The sequence below is a fragment of the Streptomyces sp. NPDC048275 genome, from assembly GCF_040652275.1.
In the GTDB taxonomy this organism is placed as follows: domain Bacteria; phylum Actinomycetota; class Actinomycetes; order Streptomycetales; family Streptomycetaceae; genus Streptomyces.
Window position 1 is genome coordinate 215,577 of record NZ_JBEZLR010000003.1, and the last position, 23,720, is coordinate 239,296.

At 69.2% G+C, this 23,720-nt stretch carries 20 protein-coding genes, 1 tRNA gene and 2 pseudogenes; 10 read left to right on the top strand and 13 right to left on the bottom strand.

The features are described from left to right. Positions 1-3: 3 nt before the first annotated feature. From kdpB to AB0D57_RS03750, 4 genes and pseudogenes are all read right to left on the bottom strand, one after another. Positions 4-2,145, bottom strand: a complete 2,142-nt coding sequence (gene kdpB / locus AB0D57_RS03735) for a potassium-transporting ATPase subunit KdpB (protein ID WP_362066585.1) — start codon at positions 2,143-2,145, stop codon at positions 4-6. Continuing rightward, complete coding sequence (gene kdpA / locus AB0D57_RS03740) at positions 2,142-3,806, bottom strand: potassium-transporting ATPase subunit KdpA (RefSeq protein ID WP_362066588.1); 1,665 nt, start codon at positions 3,804-3,806, stop codon at positions 2,142-2,144. Before kdpA ends, kdpB begins: the two co-directional genes overlap by 4 nt. Positions 3,807-3,814: 8 nt before the next feature. After that, positions 3,815-3,904, bottom strand: coding sequence for a K(+)-transporting ATPase subunit F (kdpF, locus tag AB0D57_RS03745; protein ID WP_043188605.1), 90 nt, complete (start codon positions 3,902-3,904; stop codon positions 3,815-3,817). A 248-nt stretch (positions 3,905-4,152) separates the two neighbouring features. After that, positions 4,153-4,470, bottom strand: a pseudogene (locus AB0D57_RS03750) (amino acid permease); the annotation flags it as partial. Between the two features lie 289 nt (positions 4,471-4,759). Between AB0D57_RS03750 and AB0D57_RS03755 the strand changes: the two are divergent. Continuing rightward, a complete protein-coding gene (locus tag AB0D57_RS03755) occupies positions 4,760-5,314 on the top strand; it encodes a hypothetical protein (RefSeq protein WP_362066590.1) in 555 nt (184 codons plus the stop codon). Between the two features lie 148 nt (positions 5,315-5,462). Here the strand turns inward: AB0D57_RS03755 and AB0D57_RS03760 are convergent. Together AB0D57_RS03760 and AB0D57_RS03765 are read right to left on the bottom strand one after the other, a co-directional pair. Next, positions 5,463-5,535 (bottom strand) — tRNA-Gly (locus AB0D57_RS03760). Positions 5,536-5,636: 101 nt separating this feature from the next. After that, a pseudogene (locus AB0D57_RS03765) lies at positions 5,637-5,861 on the bottom strand (ATP-binding protein); the annotation flags it as partial. A gap of 90 nt (positions 5,862-5,951) precedes the next feature. Between AB0D57_RS03765 and AB0D57_RS03770 the strand changes: the two are divergent. After that, entirely contained in the window at positions 5,952-6,074 is a 123-nt protein-coding gene (locus AB0D57_RS03770) for a hypothetical protein (RefSeq protein ID WP_362066592.1), read from the top strand. A gap of 186 nt (positions 6,075-6,260) precedes the next feature. Continuing rightward, complete coding sequence (locus tag AB0D57_RS03775) at positions 6,261-8,210, top strand: amino acid transporter (protein WP_362066594.1); 1,950 nt, start codon at positions 6,261-6,263, stop codon at positions 8,208-8,210. 268 nt (positions 8,211-8,478) lie between these two features. Here the strand turns inward: AB0D57_RS03775 and AB0D57_RS03780 are convergent, their stop codons facing one another. Continuing rightward, entirely contained in the window at positions 8,479-9,213 is a 735-nt protein-coding gene (locus AB0D57_RS03780) for an FMN reductase (RefSeq protein ID WP_362066596.1), read from the bottom strand. Further along, the gene (locus AB0D57_RS03785; protein ID WP_362066598.1) at positions 9,210-10,301 is read right to left on the bottom strand and encodes an LLM class flavin-dependent oxidoreductase; all 1,092 of its coding nucleotides are present in this window, start codon (positions 10,299-10,301) and stop codon (positions 9,210-9,212) included. The genes AB0D57_RS03780 and AB0D57_RS03785 overlap by 4 nt, the downstream gene beginning before the upstream one ends. Before the next feature lie 126 nt (positions 10,302-10,427). Between AB0D57_RS03785 and AB0D57_RS03790 the strand changes: the two genes are divergently transcribed. The 4 genes from AB0D57_RS03790 (at position 10,428) to AB0D57_RS03805 (ending at position 12,978) form a co-directional block, all read left to right on the top strand. Then, positions 10,428-11,249: a helix-turn-helix transcriptional regulator gene (locus AB0D57_RS03790; protein WP_362066600.1), complete on the top strand. Its 822-nt coding sequence runs from the start codon at positions 10,428-10,430 to the stop codon at positions 11,247-11,249. A gap of 79 nt (positions 11,250-11,328) precedes the next feature. Next, on the top strand, positions 11,329-11,667 hold the full coding sequence (locus AB0D57_RS03795; protein WP_362066602.1) for a YnfA family protein: 339 nt from the start codon (positions 11,329-11,331) through the stop codon (positions 11,665-11,667). Between the two features lie 376 nt (positions 11,668-12,043). Beyond that, complete coding sequence (locus AB0D57_RS03800) at positions 12,044-12,814, top strand: SDR family NAD(P)-dependent oxidoreductase (protein WP_362066604.1); 771 nt, start codon at positions 12,044-12,046, stop codon at positions 12,812-12,814. Further along, positions 12,814-12,978 carry a hypothetical protein gene (locus tag AB0D57_RS03805; protein WP_362066606.1) on the top strand — a complete coding sequence of 55 codons (165 nt, stop codon included), beginning with the start codon at positions 12,814-12,816 and terminating at the stop codon, positions 12,976-12,978. Before AB0D57_RS03800 ends, AB0D57_RS03805 begins: the two co-directional genes overlap by 1 nt. A gap of 79 nt (positions 12,979-13,057) precedes the next feature. Here the strand turns inward: AB0D57_RS03805 and AB0D57_RS03810 are convergent, their stop codons facing one another. The 4 genes from AB0D57_RS03810 to AB0D57_RS03825 all read right to left on the bottom strand — a co-directional run bounded on the left by AB0D57_RS03810 (position 13,058) and on the right by AB0D57_RS03825 (position 18,010). Further along, the gene (locus tag AB0D57_RS03810; protein WP_362066608.1) at positions 13,058-14,113 is read right to left on the bottom strand and encodes a cytochrome d ubiquinol oxidase subunit II; all 1,056 of its coding nucleotides are present in this window, start codon (positions 14,111-14,113) and stop codon (positions 13,058-13,060) included. Beyond that, positions 14,110-15,594 carry a cytochrome ubiquinol oxidase subunit I gene (locus AB0D57_RS03815; RefSeq protein WP_362066610.1) on the bottom strand — a complete coding sequence of 495 codons (1,485 nt, stop codon included), beginning with the start codon at positions 15,592-15,594 and terminating at the stop codon, positions 14,110-14,112. The genes AB0D57_RS03810 and AB0D57_RS03815 overlap by 4 nt, the downstream gene beginning before the upstream one ends. Positions 15,595-15,680: 86 nt before the next feature. Further along, positions 15,681-16,520, bottom strand: a complete 840-nt coding sequence (locus AB0D57_RS03820) for an SDR family oxidoreductase (RefSeq protein WP_362066612.1) — start codon at positions 16,518-16,520, stop codon at positions 15,681-15,683. Between the two features lie 296 nt (positions 16,521-16,816). After that, the gene (locus AB0D57_RS03825) at positions 16,817-18,010 is read right to left on the bottom strand and encodes an RtcB family protein (protein ID WP_362066615.1); all 1,194 of its coding nucleotides are present in this window, start codon (positions 18,008-18,010) and stop codon (positions 16,817-16,819) included. Between the two features lie 215 nt (positions 18,011-18,225). On the opposite strand from AB0D57_RS03825, the gene AB0D57_RS03830 reads away from it, so the two are divergent. The 3 genes from AB0D57_RS03830 (at position 18,226) to AB0D57_RS03840 (ending at position 21,611) form a co-directional block, all read left to right on the top strand. Then, a complete protein-coding gene (locus AB0D57_RS03830; RefSeq protein WP_362066617.1) occupies positions 18,226-19,080 on the top strand; it encodes a DUF3558 domain-containing protein in 855 nt (284 codons plus the stop codon). A 146-nt stretch (positions 19,081-19,226) separates the two neighbouring features. Beyond that, on the top strand, positions 19,227-20,117 hold the full coding sequence (locus AB0D57_RS03835; protein WP_362066619.1) for a DUF3558 domain-containing protein: 891 nt from the start codon (positions 19,227-19,229) through the stop codon (positions 20,115-20,117). Positions 20,118-20,276: 159 nt separating this feature from the next. Then, the gene (locus AB0D57_RS03840; RefSeq protein WP_362066621.1) at positions 20,277-21,611 is read left to right on the top strand and encodes a DUF2637 domain-containing protein; all 1,335 of its coding nucleotides are present in this window, start codon (positions 20,277-20,279) and stop codon (positions 21,609-21,611) included. 73 nt (positions 21,612-21,684) lie between these two features. Here the strand turns inward: AB0D57_RS03840 and lysS are convergent, their stop codons facing one another. Continuing rightward, a complete protein-coding gene (lysS, locus tag AB0D57_RS03845; protein WP_362066623.1) occupies positions 21,685-23,421 on the bottom strand; it encodes a lysine--tRNA ligase in 1,737 nt (578 codons plus the stop codon). Positions 23,422-23,720: the final 299 nt, after the last annotated feature.

Below are 23,720 nucleotides of genomic sequence, written 5' to 3' on the forward strand. Positions count from 1 at the left end.
GGCTCAGCCGATTCCGGGGATGAGGGAGATGATCAGGTCGATGATCTTGATGCCGATGAAGGGCGCGACCAGGCCGCCGAGACCGTAGATCCCGAGGTTGCGCCGCAGCATCTTGTCCGCGCTCACCGGCCGGTACTGCACGCCGCGCAGGGCGAGCGGGACCAGCGCGATGATGATCAGCGCGTTGAAGATGACCGCCGACAGGATCGCGGAGTCGGGCGAGGACAGGCCCATGATGTTGAGCTTGTCCAGGCCCGGGTAGACCGCCGCGAACAGCGCCGGGATGATCGCGAAGTACTTCGCGACGTCGTTGGCGATGGAGAACGTCGTCAGCGCGCCACGGGTGATCAGCAGCTGCTTGCCGATCTCCACGATCTCGATGAGCTTGGTGGGATTGGAGTCCAGGTCCACCATGTTCCCGGCCTCCTTGGCAGCCGAGGTACCGGTGTTCATGGCCACACCCACGTCGGCCTGAGCGAGCGCCGGGGCGTCGTTCGTGCCGTCGCCGGTCATCGCGACGAGCTTGCCGCCCGCCTGCTCACGCTTGATGAGCGCCATCTTGTCCTCGGGGGTGGCCTCCGCGAGGAAGTCGTCGACGCCGGCCTCGTCCGCGATCGCCTTGGCCGTCAGCGGGTTGTCACCCGTGATCATGACGGTCTTGATGCCCATGCGGCGCAGCTCGTCGAACCGCTCCCGCATGCCGTCCTTGACGACGTCCTTGAGGTGGATGACACCAAGGACGCGGGCGCCCTCGGCATCCTCGACGGCGACGAGCAGCGGCGTGCCGCCCGCCTCGGAGATCCGGTTGGAGAGGCTGTCGGCGTCCTCGGACACCTCGCCGCCCTGCTCCCGCACCCAGTTGATGACCGAACCGGCCGCGCCCTTGCGGATCTTGCGCCCGTCGACGTCCACACCCGACATACGGGTCTGGGCGGTGAAGGCGATCCACTCGGCGCCCTTGAGCTCACCCTGGTGACGCTCGCGCAGCCCGTACTTCTCCTTCGCCAGTACGACGATGGAGCGGCCCTCGGGCGTCTCGTCGGCCAGCGAGGAGAGCTGGGCGGCGTCGGCGACCTCGGCCTCGGTGGTGCCGCTCACCGGCACGAACTCGGAGGCCTGACGGTTGCCGAGGGTGATGGTGCCGGTCTTGTCGAGCAGCAGGGTGGAGACGTCACCGGCGGCCTCGACCGCACGGCCCGACATCGCCAGGACGTTGCGCTGGACCAGTCGGTCCATGCCCGCGATACCGATCGCGGAGAGCAGCGCGCCGATCGTGGTCGGGATCAGGCAGACCAGCAGGGCCACCAGGACGACCATGGTGAGGTGCGTGTCCGCGTAGTCCGCGAACGGCGGCAGGGTGGCCACCGCGAGCAGGAAGACGATGGTGAGGGACGCGAGAAGGATGTTCAGCGCGATCTCGTTGGGCGTCTTCTGCCGTGCGGCGCCCTCGACCAGGGCGATCATGCGGTCGATGAAGGTCTCGCCCGGCTTCGTCGTGATCTTGATGACGATGCGGTCGGAGAGGACCTTCGTACCGCCGGTGACGGCCGAACGGTCGCCGCCGGACTCGCGGATGACCGGAGCCGACTCGCCGGTGATCGCCGACTCGTCCACCGAAGCCACGCCCTCGATGACGTCACCGTCACCGGGGATGATGTCGCCGGCCTCGCAGACGACCAGGTCGCCGATGCGCAGATCGGTGCCGGGGACCTGCTCCTCGACCGTGCCGTCGAGACGGCGGGCGACCGTGTCGGTCTTGGCCTTGCGCAGGGTGTCCGCCTGCGCCTTGCCACGGCCCTCGGCCACCGCCTCCGCCAGGTTGGCGAAGATCACGGTCAGCCACAGCCAGGCGCTGATCGCCCAGCCGAACCAGTCGCTCGGGTCCTTGAAGGAGAAGATCGTCGTCAGCACCGAGCCGATGAGGACCACGAACATGACCGGCGACTTGACCATGATCCGCGGGTCGAGCTTGCGGCAGGCGTCCGGCAGCGACTTGAGCAGCTGCTTGGGGTCGAACAGACCCGCGCCGACACGTTCGTCCTTGTGGCCGGTCGGCACATCGCTGTGCGGCGCCCGGGTCGGAGTGGCTGTGGACATCGAGTCCTCTTGGTCGTTCGAACGGGACTTCTCTGTACGGGTGGTCATGACGCCAGCCCCTCGGCCAGCGGACCCAGCGCCAGGGCCGGGAAGTAGGTCAGACCGGTGATGATCAAGATTGCGCCCACCAGCAGCCCCGTGAACAGCGGCTTCTCGGTGCGCAGGGTGCCCGCGGTCGCCGGGACCGGCTTCTGCTCGGCGAGCGAGCCGGCCAGGGCCAGCACGAACACCATCGGCAGGAAGCGGCCGAGCAGCATGGCCAGCCCGATGGTGGTGTTGAACCACTGGGTGTCCGCGTTCAGCCCCGCGAAGGCCGAGCCGTTGTTGTTGGCGCCCGAGGTGTAGGCGTACAGGATCTCGGAGAAGCCGTGCGCGCCGCTGTTGGTCATGGAGTTGCCGGGGGTCGGCAGGGCCATCGCCGCGGCGGTGAAGATGAGCACCAGCGCCGGGGTGATGAGGATGTACAGCGCCGCGAACTTGATCTCGCGGGTGCCGATCTTCTTGCCCAGGTACTCGGGGGTGCGGCCGACCATCAGACCGGCGATGAACACCGCGATGATCGCCATGATCAGCATGCCGTAGAGGCCGGAGCCGGTACCACCGGGTGCGATCTCGCCGAGCTGCATGCCCAGCATCGTGATGCCGCCGCCGAGGCCGGTGAACGAGGAGTGGAAGGAGTTGACCGCGCCGGTCGAGGTGAGCGTGGTCGCCACCCCGAAGATCGACGAGGCGCCGACGCCGAAGCGGTTCTCCTTGCCCTCCATCGCACCGCCGGCGAGGTCGAAGGCCGGGCCGTGGTGGGCGAACTCGGTCCACATCATGAGGGCCGTGAAGCCGAGCCAGATGGTGGCCATCGTGGCGAGGATCGCGTAGCCCTGCTTCAGGCTGCCGACCATCCGGCCGAAGGTCCGGGTCAGCGAGAACGGGATGACCAGGAGCAGGAAGATCTCGAAGAGGTTGGAGAACGGGGTGGGGTTCTCGAAGGGGTGGGCCGAGTTGGCGTTGAAGTAACCGCCGCCGTTGGTGCCCAGCTCCTTGATGGCCTCCTGGGAGGCGACCGCGCCACCGTTCCACTCCTGCGACCCGCCCATGAACTGTCCGACCTCGTGGATGCCGGCGAAGTTCTGGATGGCGCCGCACGCGACCAGGACGATCGCGGAGACGGCGGCGATCGGCAGCAGGATACGGACCACACCGCGCACCATGTCGGCCCAGAAGTTGCCGAGCTCACCGGTTCGGGAGCGGGCGAAGCCCCGTACGAGAGCCACCGCGACGGCGATACCGACCGCGGCGGAGACGAAGTTCTGCACCGCGAGGCCGCCGGTCTGCACGACGTGGCCCATGGCCTGCTCGCCGTAGTACGACTGCCAGTTGGTGTTCGACACGAAGGACGCCGCGGTGTTGAACGCCTGGTCCGGGTCGATGGAGGAGAAGCCGAGCGAGCCGGGCAGGACGCCCTGGACGCGCTGCAGCAGGTAGAGGAAGAGGACGCCGACCGCCGAGAAGGCGAGGACGCCGCGCAGATAGGCGGGCCAGCGCATCTCGGTGTTCGGGTTGGCGCCGATGCCCTTGTAGATCCACTTCTCGACGCGCAGGTGCTTGTCGGAGGAGTAGACCTTGGCCATGTAGTCGCCGAGGGGACGGTAGACGAGGGCCAGTGCCGCTATGAGAGCGAGCAGTTGGAGCACGCCGGCGAGGACGGGTCCCATATCAGTGCTCAGAACCTCTCCGGGAAAACGAGGGCAAGGATGAGATAGCCCAGCAGGGCGACCGCCACGACCAGGCCGACGATGTTCTCGGCGGTCACAGCTTCGTCACCCCCTTGGCGACGAGGGCCACCAGCGCGAACACCGCGATCGTGGTGACGACGAAGGCCACGTCGGCCATCGTGAGCTCCTAGAGGAAGGTTCGGGTTGAACGGACTGTTAGAGGAAAACGCCTCTGCGACCGGATTCGGCCACCGTTGACGTCTCCCTTACGGCGGCACATACGCCCTTGACGCATCCCTTACGCCGACATCGGCGGCCTGCGACAGGCGGTACGGGAGAGCGTGTGTCAGGTGATGCGGAAGCGCAGTCGACAGATCACCGCGTCCGTGTCCTTCCGCACGGCGTGGGCGACCACCGCGCCCCGCTGGTTCTGCAACAGCCGCTGCCACAGCCGGTCGGGCTCGACCTCGGGGATCAGCACGGTGACGCGGGTGCCGGGCTCGTCCTCTGCGATGGCACGTACGTACGACGCTATGAGGCGGCCCAGGGCCCGGCGCTCGGAGGCGAGCCGTACGAGTGGCACTCCCGGGTTCCACTGCTCCCAGGCGCTCTCGAGGGCCGCAGCGTGCGCGCGGTCCTCGGCGTCGGGGTGGCACACGGTGATGGGGCACGTGCTCCTTCACTTCACGCACTTCGACACACTTCGCCGCACTTCGACGCACTTTGAAGTGCGACGCAAAAAGAGGTCGCTTCACTGCACGAAAAGAGCCCCGCACGCGGGGAGGCGATGCGCGGCTCAGCCCAGGTTCGGGCCGCATCGGCGGCGTACGGACGCCGCTAGCGCGTTCTTCGCGCGGAACCCCCGGCCCTTGTCGCATCCTTGACGCCGCGTCCCATCAGGGACCCATCAAGGCGTACTGCCGCCCGCCCTCGGTGTCTCTACCGTCGGTTTCATGGAACGCCGCAACGACACGCGCGACGCGGCCACCGCCCCCGCGCAACCACCCTCAGAGGTGGTACACGACCGTTTCTGGGCCCAGGACCTGCGCAGCGCGATCCGCTGCGCGGCCGTACTCCTCGGCCTTCTGCTCCTGATCGACTGGGGAGCCGGCACGATCACGGCGCTGCGCGCCCTGCTGTGGACCACACTCGCCGTCCTGCTGTTCTTGGTCCTCTACCCCACCCGGGTCTCCGTGAGCGAGGGCCGGCTGGTCGCGCGCGGGCTGCGGGGCACGCGGCGGGTACGGACCGACCACCTCGTCTCGGTGCGCTGCCTCGACGGCGTGGGACAACGCCTCGTCCTGCGCGACTCCTTCGGCGCCCGCGTCGAGATCGACCCCCGCGTCCTGGTCGCCAACCCCCCGCTCTGGCACCGCCTCGACGAAGACGCCCGCGTCTCCGCCCGGCGCGGCTCCCTGTCCTGCGGAGCGACCGCACTGCGCCGCGTCTCGGCGCGGATCGACCGCGAAACGGCGCGGACGGTGTTCAAGGTGTCGGGGCTGGACTGATCCGCTCCGCCCGCTGATGCCTCGTACATCGCGCCGGGCGGTCACACACAGGGAACTCGCCCTGGAATCGGGCGCCTTCGCGAAGGGCCTGCCGGGACTCACCAAAAAAAAGCAAGCCCCGTCTCCGGATTAACGGAGACGGGGCTGTTGGAGCGCCGGGCAGGCCTTGCACCTGCATTTCCCCGCAGGAAGCGGGGCGTCTTTCCTTGGACCACCAACGCCGGGCTTGCTACCGGGAGTTCCGGTGCAACGCTCGAGATTGATCATACCGCAGCCACCGTGTCCGCACCATACGGTTGACGTCGCTTACACCTCATGCACCTCATACGCCGCCTTCCACACTCTGCGGACCTCGGGGGCGCCCCGCCTGTTCCGCGAACGGCAGCACAGCACCATCGTGAGACCGCCCCCCCGGGGTGTCCTCCGGGACGAGGGTTCCGTCCATCGCCTCGGTCAGGCCCTGGGAGAGGGCGAGGCCCAGGCCGAGCCCGGTCGTGTTGTCGGTGTCGCCGAGGCGTTGGAAGGGCTCGAAGAGCCGGTCGCGGTCGGTCGGCGGCCTTGACGGGTTCGACCTCGGCGGCGGCCTCGGCGAGCCGAGCCCGTTCGACGGCGCCGCCCACATGCGCGGCGAACCAGTGTGCCGGGAAGTTTGGTCGGCGGGGAGTCCGAGGCATTCCTCACCGGCAGGCGCAGTGGCCTGCCCTGCGTCCTGCGCCTCGAATCCCACCTGACCATGAAGAAGATCAAGGCCCGCTCCTGACCGTCGTCATCTCGCCGTGCCGACCCCGCCCCCTGGTGGCCACAATGGGCGGGCATGGACAAGCGGAGGCATTCGTCTCGACGTGCGCGAGACCCTGAGCCGGTGGATCACTGGACGCATACGCCGGCCCGGCCGTCCGCGTGATGGCCACAACCCCACGCTTGGCAGCACGTCAGGAGCACGCCGATGGCCACCGCCGACCACGCCCCTCCGAGCCGTCTACGGGCGTGGATGCTGGAGGGCCTGTCCGACATGGGCAAGGCCCCGCAGGGCCCGCACGCCCCACCCGAGCCCGCGCACAAGGGCCAGCGCTGGTGGCGGGTGATGTGCCTGACCGGCGTCGACTACTTCTCCACTCTCGGATACCAGCCGGGCATCGCCGCCCTGGCCGCCGGGCTGCTGTCGCCCATCGCCACCATCGTGCTGGTCATCGTCACTCTGGCGGGCGCACTGCCCGTATACCGCCGGGTGGCCGAGGAGAGCCCGCACGGCCAGGGCTCGATCGCGATGCTGGAGCGGCTGCTGACGTTCTGGAAGGGCAAGCTCTTCGTCCTGACCCTGCTGGGCTTCGCCGCCACCGACTTCCTGATCACCATCACCCTTTCGGCCGCGGACGCCTCCACCCACCTCGTCGAGAACCCGCACCTCACCAGCGTCCTGCACGACAAGCAGATGCTGATCACGCTGATCCTCGTGGCGCTGCTCGGCGCGGTGTTCCTCAAGGGCTTTCTGGAGGCGATCGGCGTCGCGGTCGTCCTGGTGGGGCTCTACCTCGCGCTGAACGCCGTGGTCGTCGTCACCGGCCTCTGGCACGTGATCACGGCGGGCTATGTGATCACCGACTGGTCGAACGCCCTCACCGCCGAGCACGGAAACGTCATCGCCATGGTCGGTGTCGCCCTGCTGGTCTTCCCGAAGCTGGCCCTCGGCCTCTCCGGCTTCGAGACCGGCGTGGCGGTGATGCCGCACGTCCAGGGCGAACCCGGGGACACCGAGGAGAAACCGACCGGCCGTATCCGGGGCACGAAGAAGCTGCTGACCACCGCTGCCGTGATCATGAGCGTGTTCCTGATCTGCACCAGCTTCATCACCACCCTGCTCATCCCGGAGAAGGAGTTCGAGTCCGGCGGCGAGGCCAACGGCCGCGCCCTCGCGTACCTGGCGCACGAGTACCTGGGCGGCACCTTCGGCACGATCTACGACGTATCGACGATCGCCATCCTGTGGTTCGCAGGCGCCTCGGCCATGGCCGGACTGCTGAACCTCATGCCCCGCTACCTCCCCCGCTACGGCATGGCCCCCCACTGGGCGCGCGCCGTACGCCCCATGGTCATCGTCTTCACCCTGGTCGCGTTCCTGGTCACCTGGATCTTCAACGCCGACGTCGACGCACAGGGCGGCGCCTACGCCACCGGCGTCCTCGTCCTGATCAGCTCCGCCGCCATCGCCGTCACCATCGCGGCCCGCAAGGCCCGCCAGCGCAACTGGACCATCGGCTTCGCAGCCATCTCCACGGTCTTCCTCTACACGACCGTCGCGAACGTCATCGAACGCCCCGACGGCGTCAAGATCGGCGCCTGCTTCATCGCCGCGATCATCCTCGTCTCGCTCCTCTCCCGCCTCGCCCGCTCCTTCGAACTGCGGGTCACCAGCGTGGCCATGGACAACATGGCGGAGCGGTTCGTACGGGACATCGCCAGCCGCCGCGCCCGCTTCATCGCCAACGAGCCCGACAACCGCGACATCACCGAGTACCGCGACAAGATCGAGCAGATCCGCGCCGACAACGACGTTCCGTCCCAGGAGGACTTCGTCTTCGTCGAGGTCACCGTCCTCGACGCCTCGGAGTTCGAGGCGGGCCTGAACGTACGCGGCGAAGTCATGCACGGCCGCTACCGCGTCCTGACCCTGGAGTCGTCCTCCATCCCCAACGCCCTCGCCGCCCTCCTCCTCCACGTCCGCGACACCACCGGCTGCATCCCGCACGTCTACTTCGAGTGGACCGAGGGCGACCCCTTCACCAACTTCCTCCGCTTCTTCCTCTTCGGCCAGGGCGAGGTGGCCCCCGTAACCCGAGAGGTCCTCCGCGAGGCAGAACCGAACCGGGCCCGCCGCCCGAAGGTCCACGTCGGCTAGGGCCTGTCCGGCGGATCATGCCGCAGACGCGGGGTCTGGCACGCCCATCTGCGGCGTTGTCGTCGGTCAACGACGCTCCGCGTCGACGCCCTCCTCCGCCTTGCAGTTGGACGCACCAGACCCCGCTCACCAGCGTTTATAGGGCGCCGCCGATTTCCTGCGACTCGATCCGCCGGACAGGCCCTAGGACCTGTCCGGCCCCACCCCAGCGGGGTTGGCCTCAGGGATGGGGGCTGGGGTAGGGGCGACCCCATCCCCCGCAGCCGCCCTACACCCGCAGCGCCGCGAGCTGCTGCTCGAAGGGAACGACAGTGAACCCGTCGGCCGAAGTGACGGCCCCCTCGAGGGACCGAGGCGAGATGGCCGCAGCGGTGTCGGTGTCGACGCGCGCACCCGTAGCCACCACGTCCGCCGCACTCACCACGTCCGCCACGCTGACCATGTCCGCCGCATCCACCGCGCCCACAGCATCCACCCGCCTCACACCACCACGCGCTCCCACCATCAGCCCCACCAGCTCCCCCGCCGCCCTGTCGATCCGCTCAGCCAGTCCCTCCGCGCCCCAGTCCTCGGACGCGGCATACACCGCGGTCGGCACGACCACCGCGCGCAGGTAGGCGAAGAGCGGCCGCAGGGCGTGTTCCAGCACGAGGGAGTGCCGGGACGAGCCCCCGGTCGCGGCGATCAGGACCGGCATCCCACTGAGCGCGTCCTTGTCCAGCACATCGAAGAAGGACTTGAACAGCCCGCTGTACGACGCGGAGAACACCGGCGTGACGACGATCAGTCCGTCCGCCCCCGTCACCGCGTCGATCGCCGCACCCAGCGCCCGCCCGGGGAACCCGTTCGTGAAGTTGTGGGCGATCTCGACGGCCAGGTCGCGCAGTTCGACGACCTGGACGTCGGCGGAGGCCTCCCGGACCGTGGCGGCGGCCAGCCGATCGGCCAGCAGTCGCGTGGACGACGGGACACTCAGCCCCGCCGAGACGACGACGAGCTTCATGCGACGGTCACCCCTTCCGAAGCGGCGGCCAGCAGGGACCGGTGGGTCGGCGCGTCCGGCACCCCGGCCGGCCGCCCCTTGGCGAACTCCTCGCGCAGCACCGGCACGACCTCCTCGCCCAGCAGGTCGATCTGCTCCAGCACGGTCTTCAGCGGCAGCCCGGCGTGATCCACCAGGAACAACTGCCGCTGGTAGTCACCGGCGTACTCCCGGAAGGCCAGCGTCTTCTCGATGACCTGCTCCGGCGAGCCGACCGTCAGCGGCGTCTGGTCGGTGAAGTCCTCGAGCGACGGCCCGTGCCCGTACACCGGCGCGTTGTCGAAGTACGGCCGGAACTCCCGTACCGCGTCCTGCGAGTTGTGCCGCATGAACACCTGACCGCCCAGCCCGACGATCGCCTGCTCGGCCGTGCCGTGCCCGTAGTGCGCGTACCGCTCCCGGTACAGCTCGACCATCTTCTTCGTGTGATCGGCAGGCCAGAAGATGTTGTTGTGGAAGAAGCCGTCGCCGTAGTAGGCGGCCTGCTCAGCGATCTCGGGCGACCTGATCGACCCGTGCCAGACGAACGGCGGTACGCCGTCCAGCGGCCGGGGCGTCGACGTGAACGACTGGAGCGGCGTACGGAACTTGCCCTCCCACGTCACCACGTCCTCGCGCCACAGCCGGTGCAGCAGCGCGTAGTTCTCGATGGCGAGGTTGATGCCCTGCCGGATGTCCTTCCCGAACCACGGGTACACCGGACCGGTGTTCCCGCGCCCCATCATCAGATCCACCCGCCCCTCCGCGAGGTGCTGGAGCATCGCGAAGTCCTCGGCGATCTTCACCGGGTCGTTGGTGGTGATGAGGGTCGTGGACGTGGAGAGGATGAGCTTCTCCGTGCGCGCGGCTATCCAGCCGAGCATGGTGGTCGGCGACGACGGCACGAACGGCGGGTTGTGGTGCTCGCCGGTCGCGAAGACGTCCAGGCCGACCTCCTCGGCCTTCTGCGCGATGGCGACCATGGCCTTGATCCGCTCGTGCTCGCTCGGCGTCCGGCCGGTGGTCGGGTCCGGTGTGACATCGCCGACGCTGAAGATCCCGAACTGCATGGTCGCTCACCCTCCGCAGGTTGTTTACGATTCAACTATACCCCGGAACAGTGCCGCGCCTCCCCCTATTCCACCCTCCCGCTCCAGCCACCTCCGGCTGTCAGTACCCGGCCGTACGATCCCTGCATGGCCGCCCCCCGCCGTGACACCCGAGGCATCGTCGACGCCACGGAACTCTTCGCGCGCGTCCGTTTCCGTCGCCACGAACCGGCCCCACCCCTGCGCCCCTACCTGGAGCACTACTGGCTGATCGACTGGGACCTGCCCCAGCCGTACGCCTCCCATGTGGTCCCCCACCCGTCCGTGAACGTCGTCTTCCAGAGGTACGAGACCCAGGACCCGGCCGGTTTCGGCGAGGTCGCCGGCATCGGGCTCGGCCTGTTCACACAGAAGCTGGAGGGGAAGGGCCGGGTATGCGGGATCCAGTTCCGGCCGGGCGGCTTCCGGCCCTTCGCGCCGGACCGGCCACTGACCACGCTCACCGGACAGCGGCTTCGCCTCCCGGAGGTGTTCCCCGGCTCGGAGGGCGCCGTCGCCGCCGTACTCGACCCGGACGACGAGCAGGCCCGTGTAGCCGCACTCGACACGTTCCTTCTGGACCTGGCCCCCCGACCGGACCCGCAGGCCGACCTCGCGATGGCCTTGGTCGACCGCATCCGCGCCGACCGCACGATCCGCCACGTCGGCGACTTCGCCCGCACCGAGGGCATGACGGTCCGCGCCCTCCAACGCCTCTTCGCCGCATATGTGGGCGTCGGCCCGAAGTGGATCATCCTGCGCTACCGCATCCACGAGGCCCTGGAGCGCGCGGAGACCTCCCACACCGTCGACTGGGCAGGCCTCGCCGCCGACCTCGGCTACGCCGACCAGGCCCACCTGGTGCGAGGCTTCACGGCGACGGTAGGGGTCCCCCCGACGGCGTACGCGAACGGCCACCATCCGTCGTAGGGGCGAGCCTCCGCCCCCCCTCGCCAGGGAACGAGGACCAGCCACTCCCGGGGTGATCCCCGCATGCAAAAGTGACGGCATGCTGATCGCCCGCTCCGCCGCCCTGTTCGTCGTCGCCGCGCTCTTCGAGATCGGCGGCGCCTGGCTGGTCTGGCAGGGCGTACGCGAGCACCGCGGCTGGCTGTGGATCGGCGCGGGCGTCATGGCGCTCGGCGTGTACGGCTTCGTGGCCACGCTCCAGCCGGACGCCGAGTTCGGGCGCATCCTCGCCGCGTACGGCGGCATCTTCGTCGCCGGGTCCATCGCCTGGGGCATGGTCGCGGACGGCTACCGACCCGACCGCTGGGACGTGACCGGCGCGCTGATCTGCCTGGCCGGGATGGCCGTGATCATGTACGCGCCGCGCGGCGGCAACTGAGCCCCGACCGGGCCGGAACCGGACTGGACCGGACTGGACTGGACTGGACCCGGAACCGGACCCGGTGCCGGTGCCGGACCCGGAACCGGACCCGGTGCCGGTGCCGGACCCGGTTCCGGACCCGGTGCCGGTGCCGGACCCGGAACCGGACCCGGTGCCGGTGCCGGACCCGGTTCCGGACCCCGTGCCGGTGCCGGACCCGGTTCCGGACCCGGTGCCGGTGCCGGACCCGGTTCCGGACCCCGTGCCGGACCAGACCGGACCCGGTACCGGACCAGGCCCGAAACCCGGACGGTTCGACGCCGCCGCCCACCACCTGCCTATCCTGACGGAGATTCGCGTACGCCCGCCCGCGCACCCGCCAGAGGAGCCACTCATGACCGCGCCCGCCACCCCCTCCCGCATCGCCGTCATCACCGGCGCGAGCAGCGGCATCGGCGCGGCGACGGCCCGGCAGCTCGCCGCGGCCGGCTACCGCGTGGTTCTCACCGCCCGCCGCAAGGACCGCATCGAGACCCTGGCGGAGGAGATCGGCAAGGCGGGCGGCCAGGCGACGGCGTACGCCCTGGACGTCACGGACCGCACTGCGGTCGACGAGTTCGCCACGGCCTTCAAGACGATCGGCGTCCTGGTCAACAACGCGGGCGGCGCGCTGGGCGCCGACCCGGTCGCGACGGGCGACCCGGCCGACTGGCGCCAGATGTACGAGACGAACGTCATCGGCACCCTGAACGTCACCCAGGCCCTGCTGCCCGCCCTCACCGCGAGCGGCGACGGCACGGTCGTCGTGCTCTCCTCCACCGCGGGCCACGGCACGTACGAGGGCGGCGCCGGCTATGTCGCCGCCAAGCACGCCGAGCACGTCCTCGCCGAGACCCTCCGTCTGGAGATCGTCGGCACGCCGGTCCGTGTCATCGAGATCGCGCCCGGCATGGTCAAGACCGACGAGTTCGCGCTGACCCGCTTCAGCGGTGACGCGGAGAAGGCGGCGAAGGTGTACGCGGGCGTGGCCGAGCCCCTGACCGCCGACGACGTCGCCGACACCATCACCTGGGCGATCACCCGCCCCAGCCACGTCAACATCGACCTCATGGTCGTCCGCCCCCGCGCCCAGGCCTCGAACACCAAGGTCCACCGGGAGCTGTGATGCCGGACGAGACCTCCGAGGAACAGGAGCGGGAGCGGGAACAGCGCCGTCTGGTCGAGGAGAAGAAGAACGAGCGGTACGTCTGGTGGTACCTGGCGTACTTCCTCTTCGGCATCCACATCGTCGCGTTCGTGATGATCTACGCGGTGACGCACGCGAAGTAGCGATCGCCGCCCCCCTCTCGGAGCCCGTCAGCGGCCGCTGATGCCCCAGCGGTCGTCCTGCCGGCCATGGTCCGGGCGGTCAGCCGTTCCCAGCCGTGCCGTCACCGTCCTTGCCTCCGCTTCGCAGGTCGGCGTCGGTCAGTGCCTCCAACTCGCCCTGGGTGTCCAGCCAGTACAGAAAGACGACGGCCGGTACGACGAGCACCAGGGCCACCAGCGTGACGATCGCCAGCCAGGTCAGCGTGGCGGGTGCGCCCGCGCCCTCAACCACGGTCAGCGAGGTGGGAATGAGGTAGGGGCGTTGGGCCATGCCCCAGGCGATGACAGCGGACGCGACAACCCCGACGGCTGTGATGCGGGCCCACCTGCCCGGCGTCCACAGGAGCAGCCAGGCCGTGGCGAGCGTGGCCACCCCGGCCAGGACGACGAAGAACAACCCCACGCCGTGGGTGAGTCCGCGCCCGACGTGAGGGGCGTCCTCGTGGGCGGCCAACAGCGTGATCACAGCCAGTGCGGCGAGTACGGCGAGACTGCCCAGCGCACGCCGCCGGAAGTAGCCGACCAGATCGGGCGCGTCGAATCGGCGGGCGTCCCCGGTGAGGAACACCGCGCCCAGGAAGGCCGTGGTCGCGATGGCGAGCAGCCCGAACATGACGGAGGTGGGGTTGGCCCAGGCGTCCGCCGAGGCCTCGGTGCCGGGCACGATCCGGCCCGAGGCGACCCCGCCCACGGCGGCACCGAGGAAGAAGGGCGTGACGAGCGAGGACACGGCGAACACGGCACCGTAGAGGCGCCGGCCGGCGAGCCGCCGGGCGGGCTTGCGGAAGGCGAAGCCGGCACCGCGCAGGACCAAACCCACGGCGGCCAGCGCCAGGGGGAGCCACATCGCGGAGAACACGGTCTGGAAGAGCGTCGGGAAGCCGGTCCACATGATGACGAAGACGAAGATCAGCCAGACGTTGTTGACCTCCCACACGGGAGCCATGGCGTGGTCGATGAGCCACCTGGGCCGCTTGCCGCGTTCCGCGCCTCCGGCGGTCAGATCCCAGAAGCCGGCCCCGTAGTCGGTGCCGCCCGCGCAGGCGTAGGCGGCCACCGCGAGCAGCAGCACGACGGCGATGAGGTCGGCGGTCATGGTCGGCCGTCCCCGGACGGGCCGTCCGTGCTGTCGGCCGCGGCGGGAGCGTCGCCCGCGGGGACAGGTGCCCGCGGCCCGTAGGGGGTGTCCGCCTCCGGTGCGTGGGCGGGGCCCTCGGCTGCCTGTCGCGCGTCGGCGAGCCACCAGCGGGTGCTCATCTTGAGCAGGACGGCGAGGAACGAGCCAAAGATGAACACGTACACCACCAGCACCACGCCGAACATGATCCACAGGCTGGTGGAGCGGGTCGAGGTGACCGCTTCGGCGACCCGCATGTTCTGGTAGACGATCCAGGGCTGGCGTCCCACCTCGGTGGCGACCCAGCCGCATTCGACGGCCACCACGGAGGCGACGCCCGCGCAGGCCGCGCTGCGGTAGAACCACTTGGAGGCGGGAAGCCGGCGGTGCCGCAGCCAGACCAGGCCGTACCAGAGCGCGAGCAGCACCAGCACGGACCCGATCATGACCATGAGGTCGAAGGCCCAGTGGGCGATGGTCGCCTGAGTCGCCGTCGGCCGTTCGTCCGCCGGGACGGAGGTCAGTCCGATCACCTTGGTGTCGGGGCTGAATCCGGCCAGGACGGAGTCGAGCAACGGGACCTTGATGCCGCCCGAGACGGATCCGTCCGAGTGCAGGCGGCCGAACAGGTACTCCGGTACACGGGTGTCGGTCTTCCACACGATTTCCATGGCCGCGAACTTCACCGGCTGCTTGTGGAACACCGACCGGGCGATGGAGTCACCCAGAATGAACTGCACCGGAGTGGCCACCGCGGCGACGGTGAAGGGAACGGCGAAACCGAGCCGGTGGTAGCGGTCCCGGCGGCCGCGCAGCCAGCCCACGGCGTAGACGCCCGCCACCACATAACCCGCGGTCACCAGCATGGCCAGGACGAAGTGCCAGTACTGCGGCCCGAACATCGGGGTGAAGATCGCCTTCCAGACGTTCACGTCGACCGGGTTTCCCTCGGAGTCGAGCGAGAACCCCTGCGGGGTGTTCATCCAGGAGTTCGCGGCCAGGATGCCGAACGCCCCGAGCAGCGCGGCGGCCGGGAGCGGCAGGGCGAGCAGGAAGTGCGTACGGGGCTTCAGCCGGCGCCATCCGTACAGGTAGATGGCGATGAGCACCGCCTCGAGGAAGAACGCCCAGGCCTCGACACCGAATCCGATGCCGAAGACATCGCCCCACCTGCCCATCAGGCCCGGCCAGAGCAGGCCGAACTCGAAGGAGAGCACCGTGCCGGTGACCACGCCGACCGCGAACTGCACCGCCATGACGGCCGACCAGCGCCGCGCCAGCAGCAGGGCGGTGGAGTCCTGGTGCCGCAGCCCGCGGTAGTGCATCACCAGGGTGATGAAGGGGAGCGCCACACCCAGGGGCACCAGGATGATGTGGGAGGCCAGGGTGAAGGCCATGAGCTCGCGGGCCGGCAGCAGTTGGGCCGGGGCGTCCGCCAGCAGCTGGACCGAGGTGAGCATGGATGCCTTCCCTGTTCGGGACGTACAGGGTTCCGGGCGTACGGGTTTCGGGGGACGTACGGGTTTCGGCGGGCGTATGCGGAAGGTCAGCCGCCGGTGGCGAAGCCCGGGAAGAGAGTCATCCCGCCGTCGACGTAGATCGTGGTCCCCACCACGTAGTCCATGAGGTCGGAGGAGAGTGCGACCACCGCGTTGGCGATGTCCTCGGGGTCACCGATGCGGTCATACGGAATCAGCCTCAGCAGGTCCTTGCTTGCCTCGGGCGTGTCCCAGGCGCTGCGGTTGATCGGCGTCCTGATCGCCCCGGGCGCGACCGCGTTCACCCGGATCTTCTCCGGGGCCAGCTCCTGGGCCAGCGTCGCCATCATCATCTGCACGCCGCCCTTGGAGGAGGCGTAGTTGACGTGGCCCGCCCAGGGGATGAGCTGGTGCACCGAACTCATGCAGATGATCTTCCCGGCGGCGCGGGACACCTCGGGGACGACCCCGCGGCGCCGGAACTCCTTGGTCGCCTCCCGGGCGCACAGGAACTGGCCGGTGAGATTGACGTCGATGACCTTCTGCCACTGGCCGAGGGTCATCTCGGTGAACCGGGCGTCGCGCTGCATACCGGCGTTGGCGACCAGGATGTCGATCGTCCCGAACTCCTCGACCATCCGGTCGATCATGGCTGTGACCTGGTCCTCCTGGGACACGTCCGCCTGGTAGGCCGCCGCGCGCACTCCGAACGAGGTGATCTCCTCGACCACCTTCTCGGCTGCGTCAGGGTCGGCCACGTAGTTCACGACCACGTCGGCGCCGGCCCGGCCCAACCCGATGGCCGTCGCCATGCCGATGCCCGAGTTGGCACCGGTGACCAGCGCCTTCTGGCCTTTCAGCAAATGTGCCGGGATCACTGCCCGCGGTGCGTCCACGGTGACGTCCATGATGGCCCTGCCTTCTCGCTGCGCGGCTCGGATCCGGCCCGGCCGCAGCCGGCCCGGCCGGAGTCACGCAATCACCGGCCACGGCGGGCGGCGAGTCCCGCGAGTCGCCCTTGGGCTGTTGGGCGGAGCATGTTCCCCCGGTCGGACCAGTACCGGGACCGGCCGCCGCATGCCGGCGGAGGCAGAACGCCGCATCGCCACCTCCGGCCGCACCCTCTGCCGCCTGGACTGCCTCTCCACGAACCCAGTGAATTGCTGAGCCTGGGGTCCGGGCCGAAACGTCCCGGACCCCCACGTCAGCCCTTCACACAGATGAACTGCTTCAACTTGGCCACGACCTCGACGAGATCGCGCTGCTGCTCCATCACCTGCTCGATCGGCTTGTACGCACCCGGAATTTCATCCACGACGCCGGAGTCCTTACGGCATTCCACGCCTCGCGTCTGCTCCTCCAGGTCCTTCGTCGTGAAGCGGCGCTTCGCAGCGTTCCGGCTCATGCGCCGCCCCGCCCCGTGAGACGCCGAGTTGAAGGCCATCTCGTTTCCGAGTCCCTTCACAATGTATGAGCTGGTGCCCATCGAGCCCGGGATGATCCCGTACTCGCCGGAGCCCGCACGGATCGCGCCCTTGCGGGTCACCAGCAGGTCCATTCCCTCGTACCGCTCCTCCGCAACATAGTTGTGGTGGCAGGAGATCTCCGGCTCGAAGGTGGGCTTCGCCTTCTTGAACTCCTTACGGATCACATCCTTGAGGAGCGCCATCATGATCGTGCGGTTGTACTTCGCGTACTCCTGCGCCCAGAAGAGGTCGTTCCGGTACGCCGCCATCTGCGGAGTGTCCGCAATGAAGACAGCGAGATCACGGTCGACCAGGCCCTGGTTGTGCGGGAGTTTCTGCGCCACACCAATGTGGTACTCGGCCAGCTCCTTGCCGATGTTCCGAGACCCGGAATGAAGCGTGAGCCACACAGAGCCCTCAGAATCGAGCAGTAGCTCAAGGTAGTGATTCCCCGAGCCGAGTGTTCCCATCTGCAAAGTAGCCCGCCCTTGCCGGAACTTCACCGCTTCCGCGACCCCATCGAACCGCCCCCAGAAGTCGTCCCACCCGGCCGTGGCCAGCCCATGGAACCGCCCGGGCTCGACCGGCGAGTCATGCATCCCCCGCCCCACCGGAACGGCCTCCTCGATCTTCGACCGCAGCCGCGAAAGATCCCCCGGCAGATCATTGGCGGTCAGCGAGGTCCGGACGGCCGACATCCCGCACCCGATGTCCACCCCCACCGCCGCGGGACACACCGCACCCCGCATCGCGATGACCGACCCCACCGTCGCACCCTTCCCGTAATGCACGTCCGGCATCACGGCCAGTCCCTTGATCCACGGCAGCGTGGCCACGTTCTGGAGCTGGCGCAGGGCGACGTCCTCGACCGACGCCGGGTCGGTCCACATACGGATGGGGACCTTCGCCCCCGGTATCTCTACGTACGACATAACATCCTCATTCCCCCGGAAACCCACAGAAGTCACATAACGCAAAAACGGCGCCAAGGTCGACGTACAGGACAACGGACCGGCGTTCACGGCATTGCGTGCGATACACATTGTCTCCAGGGGCCGCCCCCACGCGGCAACCGAATAACCCAAGGACAGCACCACAGGACATCCCGGGCCACAGGCCGCCGGGAGCCGTCGAGAGGAGCCTCACCGTGCAGCGGAAGGCGTATGTATCCGGCGTCGCCGCGCTCCTCGCGGCACTGCTGGCCGGCTGCACCGGCGGTTCCGGAAGCGACGACACGACGGACGACGCCAAGCCGGGCAGCGGCGCCACGACCACCCCGGCGGCCGCCCAGCCGGGCAGGTACCGCACGCTCCCCGAGGCCTGCGCCGCCGTCGACGAGGACAGCCTCGACTCCCTGCTGCCCGGCATCGAGCAGATCACCGACCAGGACGGGCGCGACACGGCCTACGAAGGCACGGCCACGCCCACGTACGACACCGACCGCCGCGTCGGCTGCAGTTGGAAGGTGGAGTCCACGAACGCCACCGACCACCTCCGCGTCGACTTCGAGCGCGTGGTCTCGTACGACAACGCGGTGAGCGACGACAGCCGCGCCGAGGACGTCTACGGAACCGAGGAGACCCAGGCGGACCTCCCCGAGCCCTCCCCCTCGGCCACCGCGTCCGACTCCGCGACCGGCACCGGCACCGACGCCACCCCCACCGACGAGAGCTCCGCCACCCCCACCCCCTCCGACACAAGCCCCACCGCCACCTCCGCCTCGCCAGGTGCCGCCGAGACCCTCGCCTCGCTCCAGCCCCGTATCCTCGACGACCTCGGCGACCAGGCGTTCCTGAACGACAAGCTGAGCACCACCTCCTCGACCTCGCAGCAGCGCACGGTGACTGTGGTGTTCCGCACGTCCAACGTGATCGTGACGATCGAGTACACCGAGCAGCCGACCGCCTCGGCCACCGCCTTCAACACCGCCCCGGACAGCAAGGAAATGCAGGACAAGGCGCGGAAGCTGGCGGAGAAGCTCGTCGACCGGCTCAACAGCTAGCGGGTCCGTCGAGGCGGCCGGGCGTCTCCCGCGAACACGCGAACAGGAAACGCTCAGCTGTCTCACCGCGTACCGTGGCCCCTCGGACCCGACCGGTCGCGCGTTCCATGTGCGGCCGCACCACGAGCGCCACGAGTGAAGGAACCATGCACCGACCAGCACAGCGAGTAGGCCGAGCCCCGCGACTCACCCGCATCCTTGTCAGCGCAGCCGCCGTACCGGTGGTTCTCGTCGCCGCCGGCTGCTCCTCGGACTCCGGCTCCGACTCCAGCTCCGGTGACAACGCGAACGCGGCACAGAGCGCCGATGCGACGTCGACGGCGTCCCCGAGCGCCTCCGCGAGCGCCGTCGCGGCAGCCGCCTACTCGACCCTCCCCGAGCCCTGCGCCGCGCTGTCGAAGAAGACGCTGGGCGACCTGGTCCCCAAGGGCCTCAAGTCCGCCAAGACGGCCAAGTCGGACGACGCGGACACCCGCGGCAGCTGCTCCTGGAACAGCCTCGACAACAACGGTGTGGACGGCTCCCAGTTCCGCTGGCTGAACGTGGCGCTGCTGCGCTTCGACTCGGACGCGGCCCGCGGCGAGGGCAACCAACTCGCGCAGACCTACTACGAGAAGCAGGTCAAGGACGCGCAGGCGATATCCGGAGCGAAGAACACCAAGTCGGAGCCGGTGGCCGGAGTCGGCGACGAGGCGACGGTGGTGCGCTACGACCTGAAGAAGAAGGAAGGCACCTTCAAGCAGCAGACGGTCGTCACGCGCGTCGAGAACGTCGTCGTCACCGTCGACTACAACGGCGCCGGTCTGGCGGGCGACAAGACCCCCAGCGCGGACGATCTGACGAAGGCCGCGCAGAAGGCCGCCAAGGAGGCGGTGGCCGCGGTGGCCACCACGAACAAGGACAGCAGCAGGGCGACCACCGCCCCGACGAAGTCGGCTTCCCCCTCCAAGTCGGCCTCTCCCTCCAAGTCCGCTTCCCCCTCGAAGTCGGCCACCAAGAGCGCGACCCCGTCCAAGTCCGCCACCAAGAAGAGCTGACCCCGGACCCGCTCCGGCGGCCCAACTCGTAGACAGACCAGCACATTTGCGGGAGTCCGGCCCTACGGGGACCGGGCTCCTCGCATACCGCCCGCCCGTGCGGCGTACAGATGTGCCACCCTGTTGCGCGCAACAACAAGCAAGGGGAGGGGAGTACGGGTGTCCGCGCCCATTCAGCTCACACGTACGCACCGGATTCTCATCGGCGTGGTCGTCGCCGGTGCGGTCGTCATCGCGGGCATCGGCTTCGCCGGTTCGTACGCGGCCGTCCGCGAGCTCGCGATCCAGAAGGGCTTCGGGAACTTTTCGTACGTCTTCCCGATAGGCATCGACGCGGGCATCTGCGTCCTGCTGGCCCTGGACCTGCTCCTGACCTGGATCAGGATCCCCTTCCCGCTGCTGCGCCAGACGGCGTGGCTGCTGACGATCGCGACGATCGCGTTCAACGGCGCGGCGGCCTGGCCGGACCCGCTGGGCGTCGGCATGCACGCCGTCATCCCGATCCTCTTCGTGGTCTCCGTCGAGGCGGCCCGGCACGCGATCGGCCGCATCGCCGACATCACGGCCGACAAGCACATGGAGGGCGTCCGCCTCACCCGCTGGCTGCTCTCCCCACTCCCCACCTTCCTCCTCTGGCGCCGCATGAAGCTGTGGGAGCTGCGCTCCTACGAGCAGGTCATCAAGCTGGAGCAGGAACGTCTCGTCTACCAGGCCCGGCTGCGCTCCCGCTTCGGCCGCGCCTGGCGCCGCAAGGCCCCGGTCGAGTCCCTGATGCCGCTGCGCCTCGCGAAGTACGGCGTCCCCCTGGTGCAGACGGCCCCCGCGGGCCTGGCGGCGGCAGGCATAGAGCCGGCGCTCCTGCCCCCGGCCCCGGTCCCGGCAGCACCGACTCCGGTCGAGGCGGCACCCGCGGCCTCCGAACAGCCGGCACTGGAATCTCCCGCAGCCCCTGCGCTGCAGCAGCCGGAGGACTACCCCGAGCCGCAGAGTCAGTGGCTTCAGGCGCGGGACCCCCAGTCCGTCGCGTATCAGGGCGGCTACGACCCGACGTACGACCCGGATGTCGCGTACAGGCTGTGGTACGAGGAGCAGCAGCAGGCCGAGCAGTTCGAGGAACAGCAGCAGTTTCAGGCTCGGCGGCAGTTCGAGGAACAGCAGCTGTTCGAGCAGCAGACGTTCCCGCAGCAGCGGTACGAGGAGCAGCCTGCCCCCGCCCCGGAGCCCTCTCCGGAGGACACCGGTACCTTCCCGATCCCGTCCGGCCCTGGCCGTACCCGTGAGATGGGTGCGGGCGGCGGCACGGAGCCGACCGAGGAGGACTACTACCTGGTCTTCAAGAAGTCGATAGACGGCAGCTATCCGACCTCTGGCCAGTTCAGGGATGACGTGGAGGCGACGTACGGCACCACGCTCCCGCAGCGCGAGGCCGACCGGATGGTCAACCGCTTCACCAACCGCCACACGGCGGAACTTCAGGAAGACCACATCGCGTAAGCAGGGCAGTGCGTACGTCGATGGGGGTGCCCGGTGGTCACCGGGCACCCCCATCCTCGTACAGCCGAAGGCCCTACGCCGCGAGCAGCTTGCGCACCCGGTCCTGGCCCACCGCGAGCAGCAGCGTGGGCAGGCGCGGACCCGTGTCACGCCCGACCAGCAGGTGGTAGAGCAGGGCGAAGAAGGTGCGCTGGGCGACCTTGATCTCGGGCGGAAGTTCCTTGGCGGTGGCGTCGGCGGGGAAGCCGGCCTGGACCTTGGGGACGCCGTAGACGAGGTGGGTCAGGCCGTCCAGGGACCAGTTGGCGTCGAGTCCGTCGAGCAGCAGGCGCAGGGATTCGCGCCCCTGGTCGTCGAGGGACTTCAGAAGCTCCGTGTCGGGCTCGTCGCGGACGACGGTGCGCTCCTCGGCCGGGACCTGCGTGTTGATCCAGGTCTCGGCCTTGTCGAGCCGGGGCCGGACCTCGTCCAGGGAGGCCAGCGGGTTCTCGGGGTCGAGCTCGCTCAGGATCCGCAGGGTCTGGTCCTCGGCGCCGGCGGTGATGTCGGCGACGGAGGCGAGGGTGCGGTACGCCATCGGGCGAGGCGTCCTGGGCAGCTCACCGGCGGCGGTGCCGACGGCGCGAGCGTGAGCGGCGGCATCCGCGGGCAGCACGGACCCGTCGGCCACCTTCCCCTCGAGCTTGTCCCACTCGTCGTAGAGCCGCTGGATCTCCTGGTCGAAGGCGATCTTGAACGACTGGTTGGGCCGACGGCGGGCGTACAGCCAGCGCAGCAGCTGGGGCTCCATGATCTGGAGCGCGTCGGCGGGCGTGGGCACGCCCCCCTTGCTGCTGGACATCTTCGCCATCCCGCTGATGCCGACGAAGGCATACATGGGCCCGATCGGCTGCTTCCCGCCGAAGATCCCGACGATCTGCCCGCCGACCTGGAAGCTCGACCCCGGCGAGGAGTGGTCGACACCGCTCGGCTCGAAGACGACACCCTCGTAGGCCCAGCGCATGGGCCAGTCGACCTTCCAGACCAGCTTGCCGCGGTTGAACTCGCTCAGCCGCACGGTCTCGGAGAACCCGCAGGCGGAGCAGGCGTACGCCAGCTCGGTCGAGTCGTCGTCATAGGCCGTGACGGTGGTGAGGTCCTTCTCGCACTGCCCGCAGTAGGGCTTGTACGGGTAGTACCCGGCGGCCGAGCTGCCGTCGTCCTCGGCGGCGGCACCGGACCCTTCGGCGGCCTCGACCTCAGCTTCGTCAAGGGGCTTCTGCTGCTTCTTGGCAGGCGCCTTCTTGGTCCGGTACTGGTCGAGGATCGCGTCGATGTCACCGCGGTGCTTCATCGCGAACAGCACCTGCTCGCGATAGACACCGGAGGTGTACTGCTCGGTCTGGCTGATCCCGTCGTACTCGACACCCAGCTCGGCGAGCGCCTCGACCATCGCGGCCTTGAAGTGCTCGGCCCAGCTCGGGTACGCGGATCCGGCGGGCGCGGGTACGGAGGTCAGCGGCTTGCCGATGTGCTCGCCCCACGACTCGTCGACACCCGCGACCCCCGCCGGAACCTTGCGATAGCGGTCGTAGTCGTCCCAGGAAAGCAGGTGGCGCACGGTGTAACCACGCCGCCGGATCTCGTCGGCGACAAGATGCGGGGTCATGACCTCGCGGAGGTTGCCGAGGTGGATCGGCCCTGAGGGTGACAGCCCGGACGCGACGACAACGGGTTTGCCCGGGGCCCGGCGCTCCGACTCCTCGATGACCTCATCCGCGTAACGGGAGACCCAGTCGGTGGTCTCGGTGCTCTGAGCCACGATCGGCACGTCCTTCTTTCCTCTAAAACAGCCGGCACGGTCACACGGCTGACGCCCCCATTCTCCCAGCTGGCCCGCCATCCGCGAAAACCCCTTTTCAACGGGCGCGGCTTCTCACCCCGGTCGGCGATCTTTCAGCCCGTCCGGCGTTTGAGGACGAGCCCTCCGGGCGAGGCGGGGCCGGGGGCGGCAGCCCCCGAGGCGGGGCCGGGGGCGGCAGCCCCGGACGCGAGGGTCCAGGGGCGCAGCGCCCCTGGCGGGGGTCCGGGGGCGGAGCCCCCGGGGATGGGACGGGTAGGGGCGGCGGG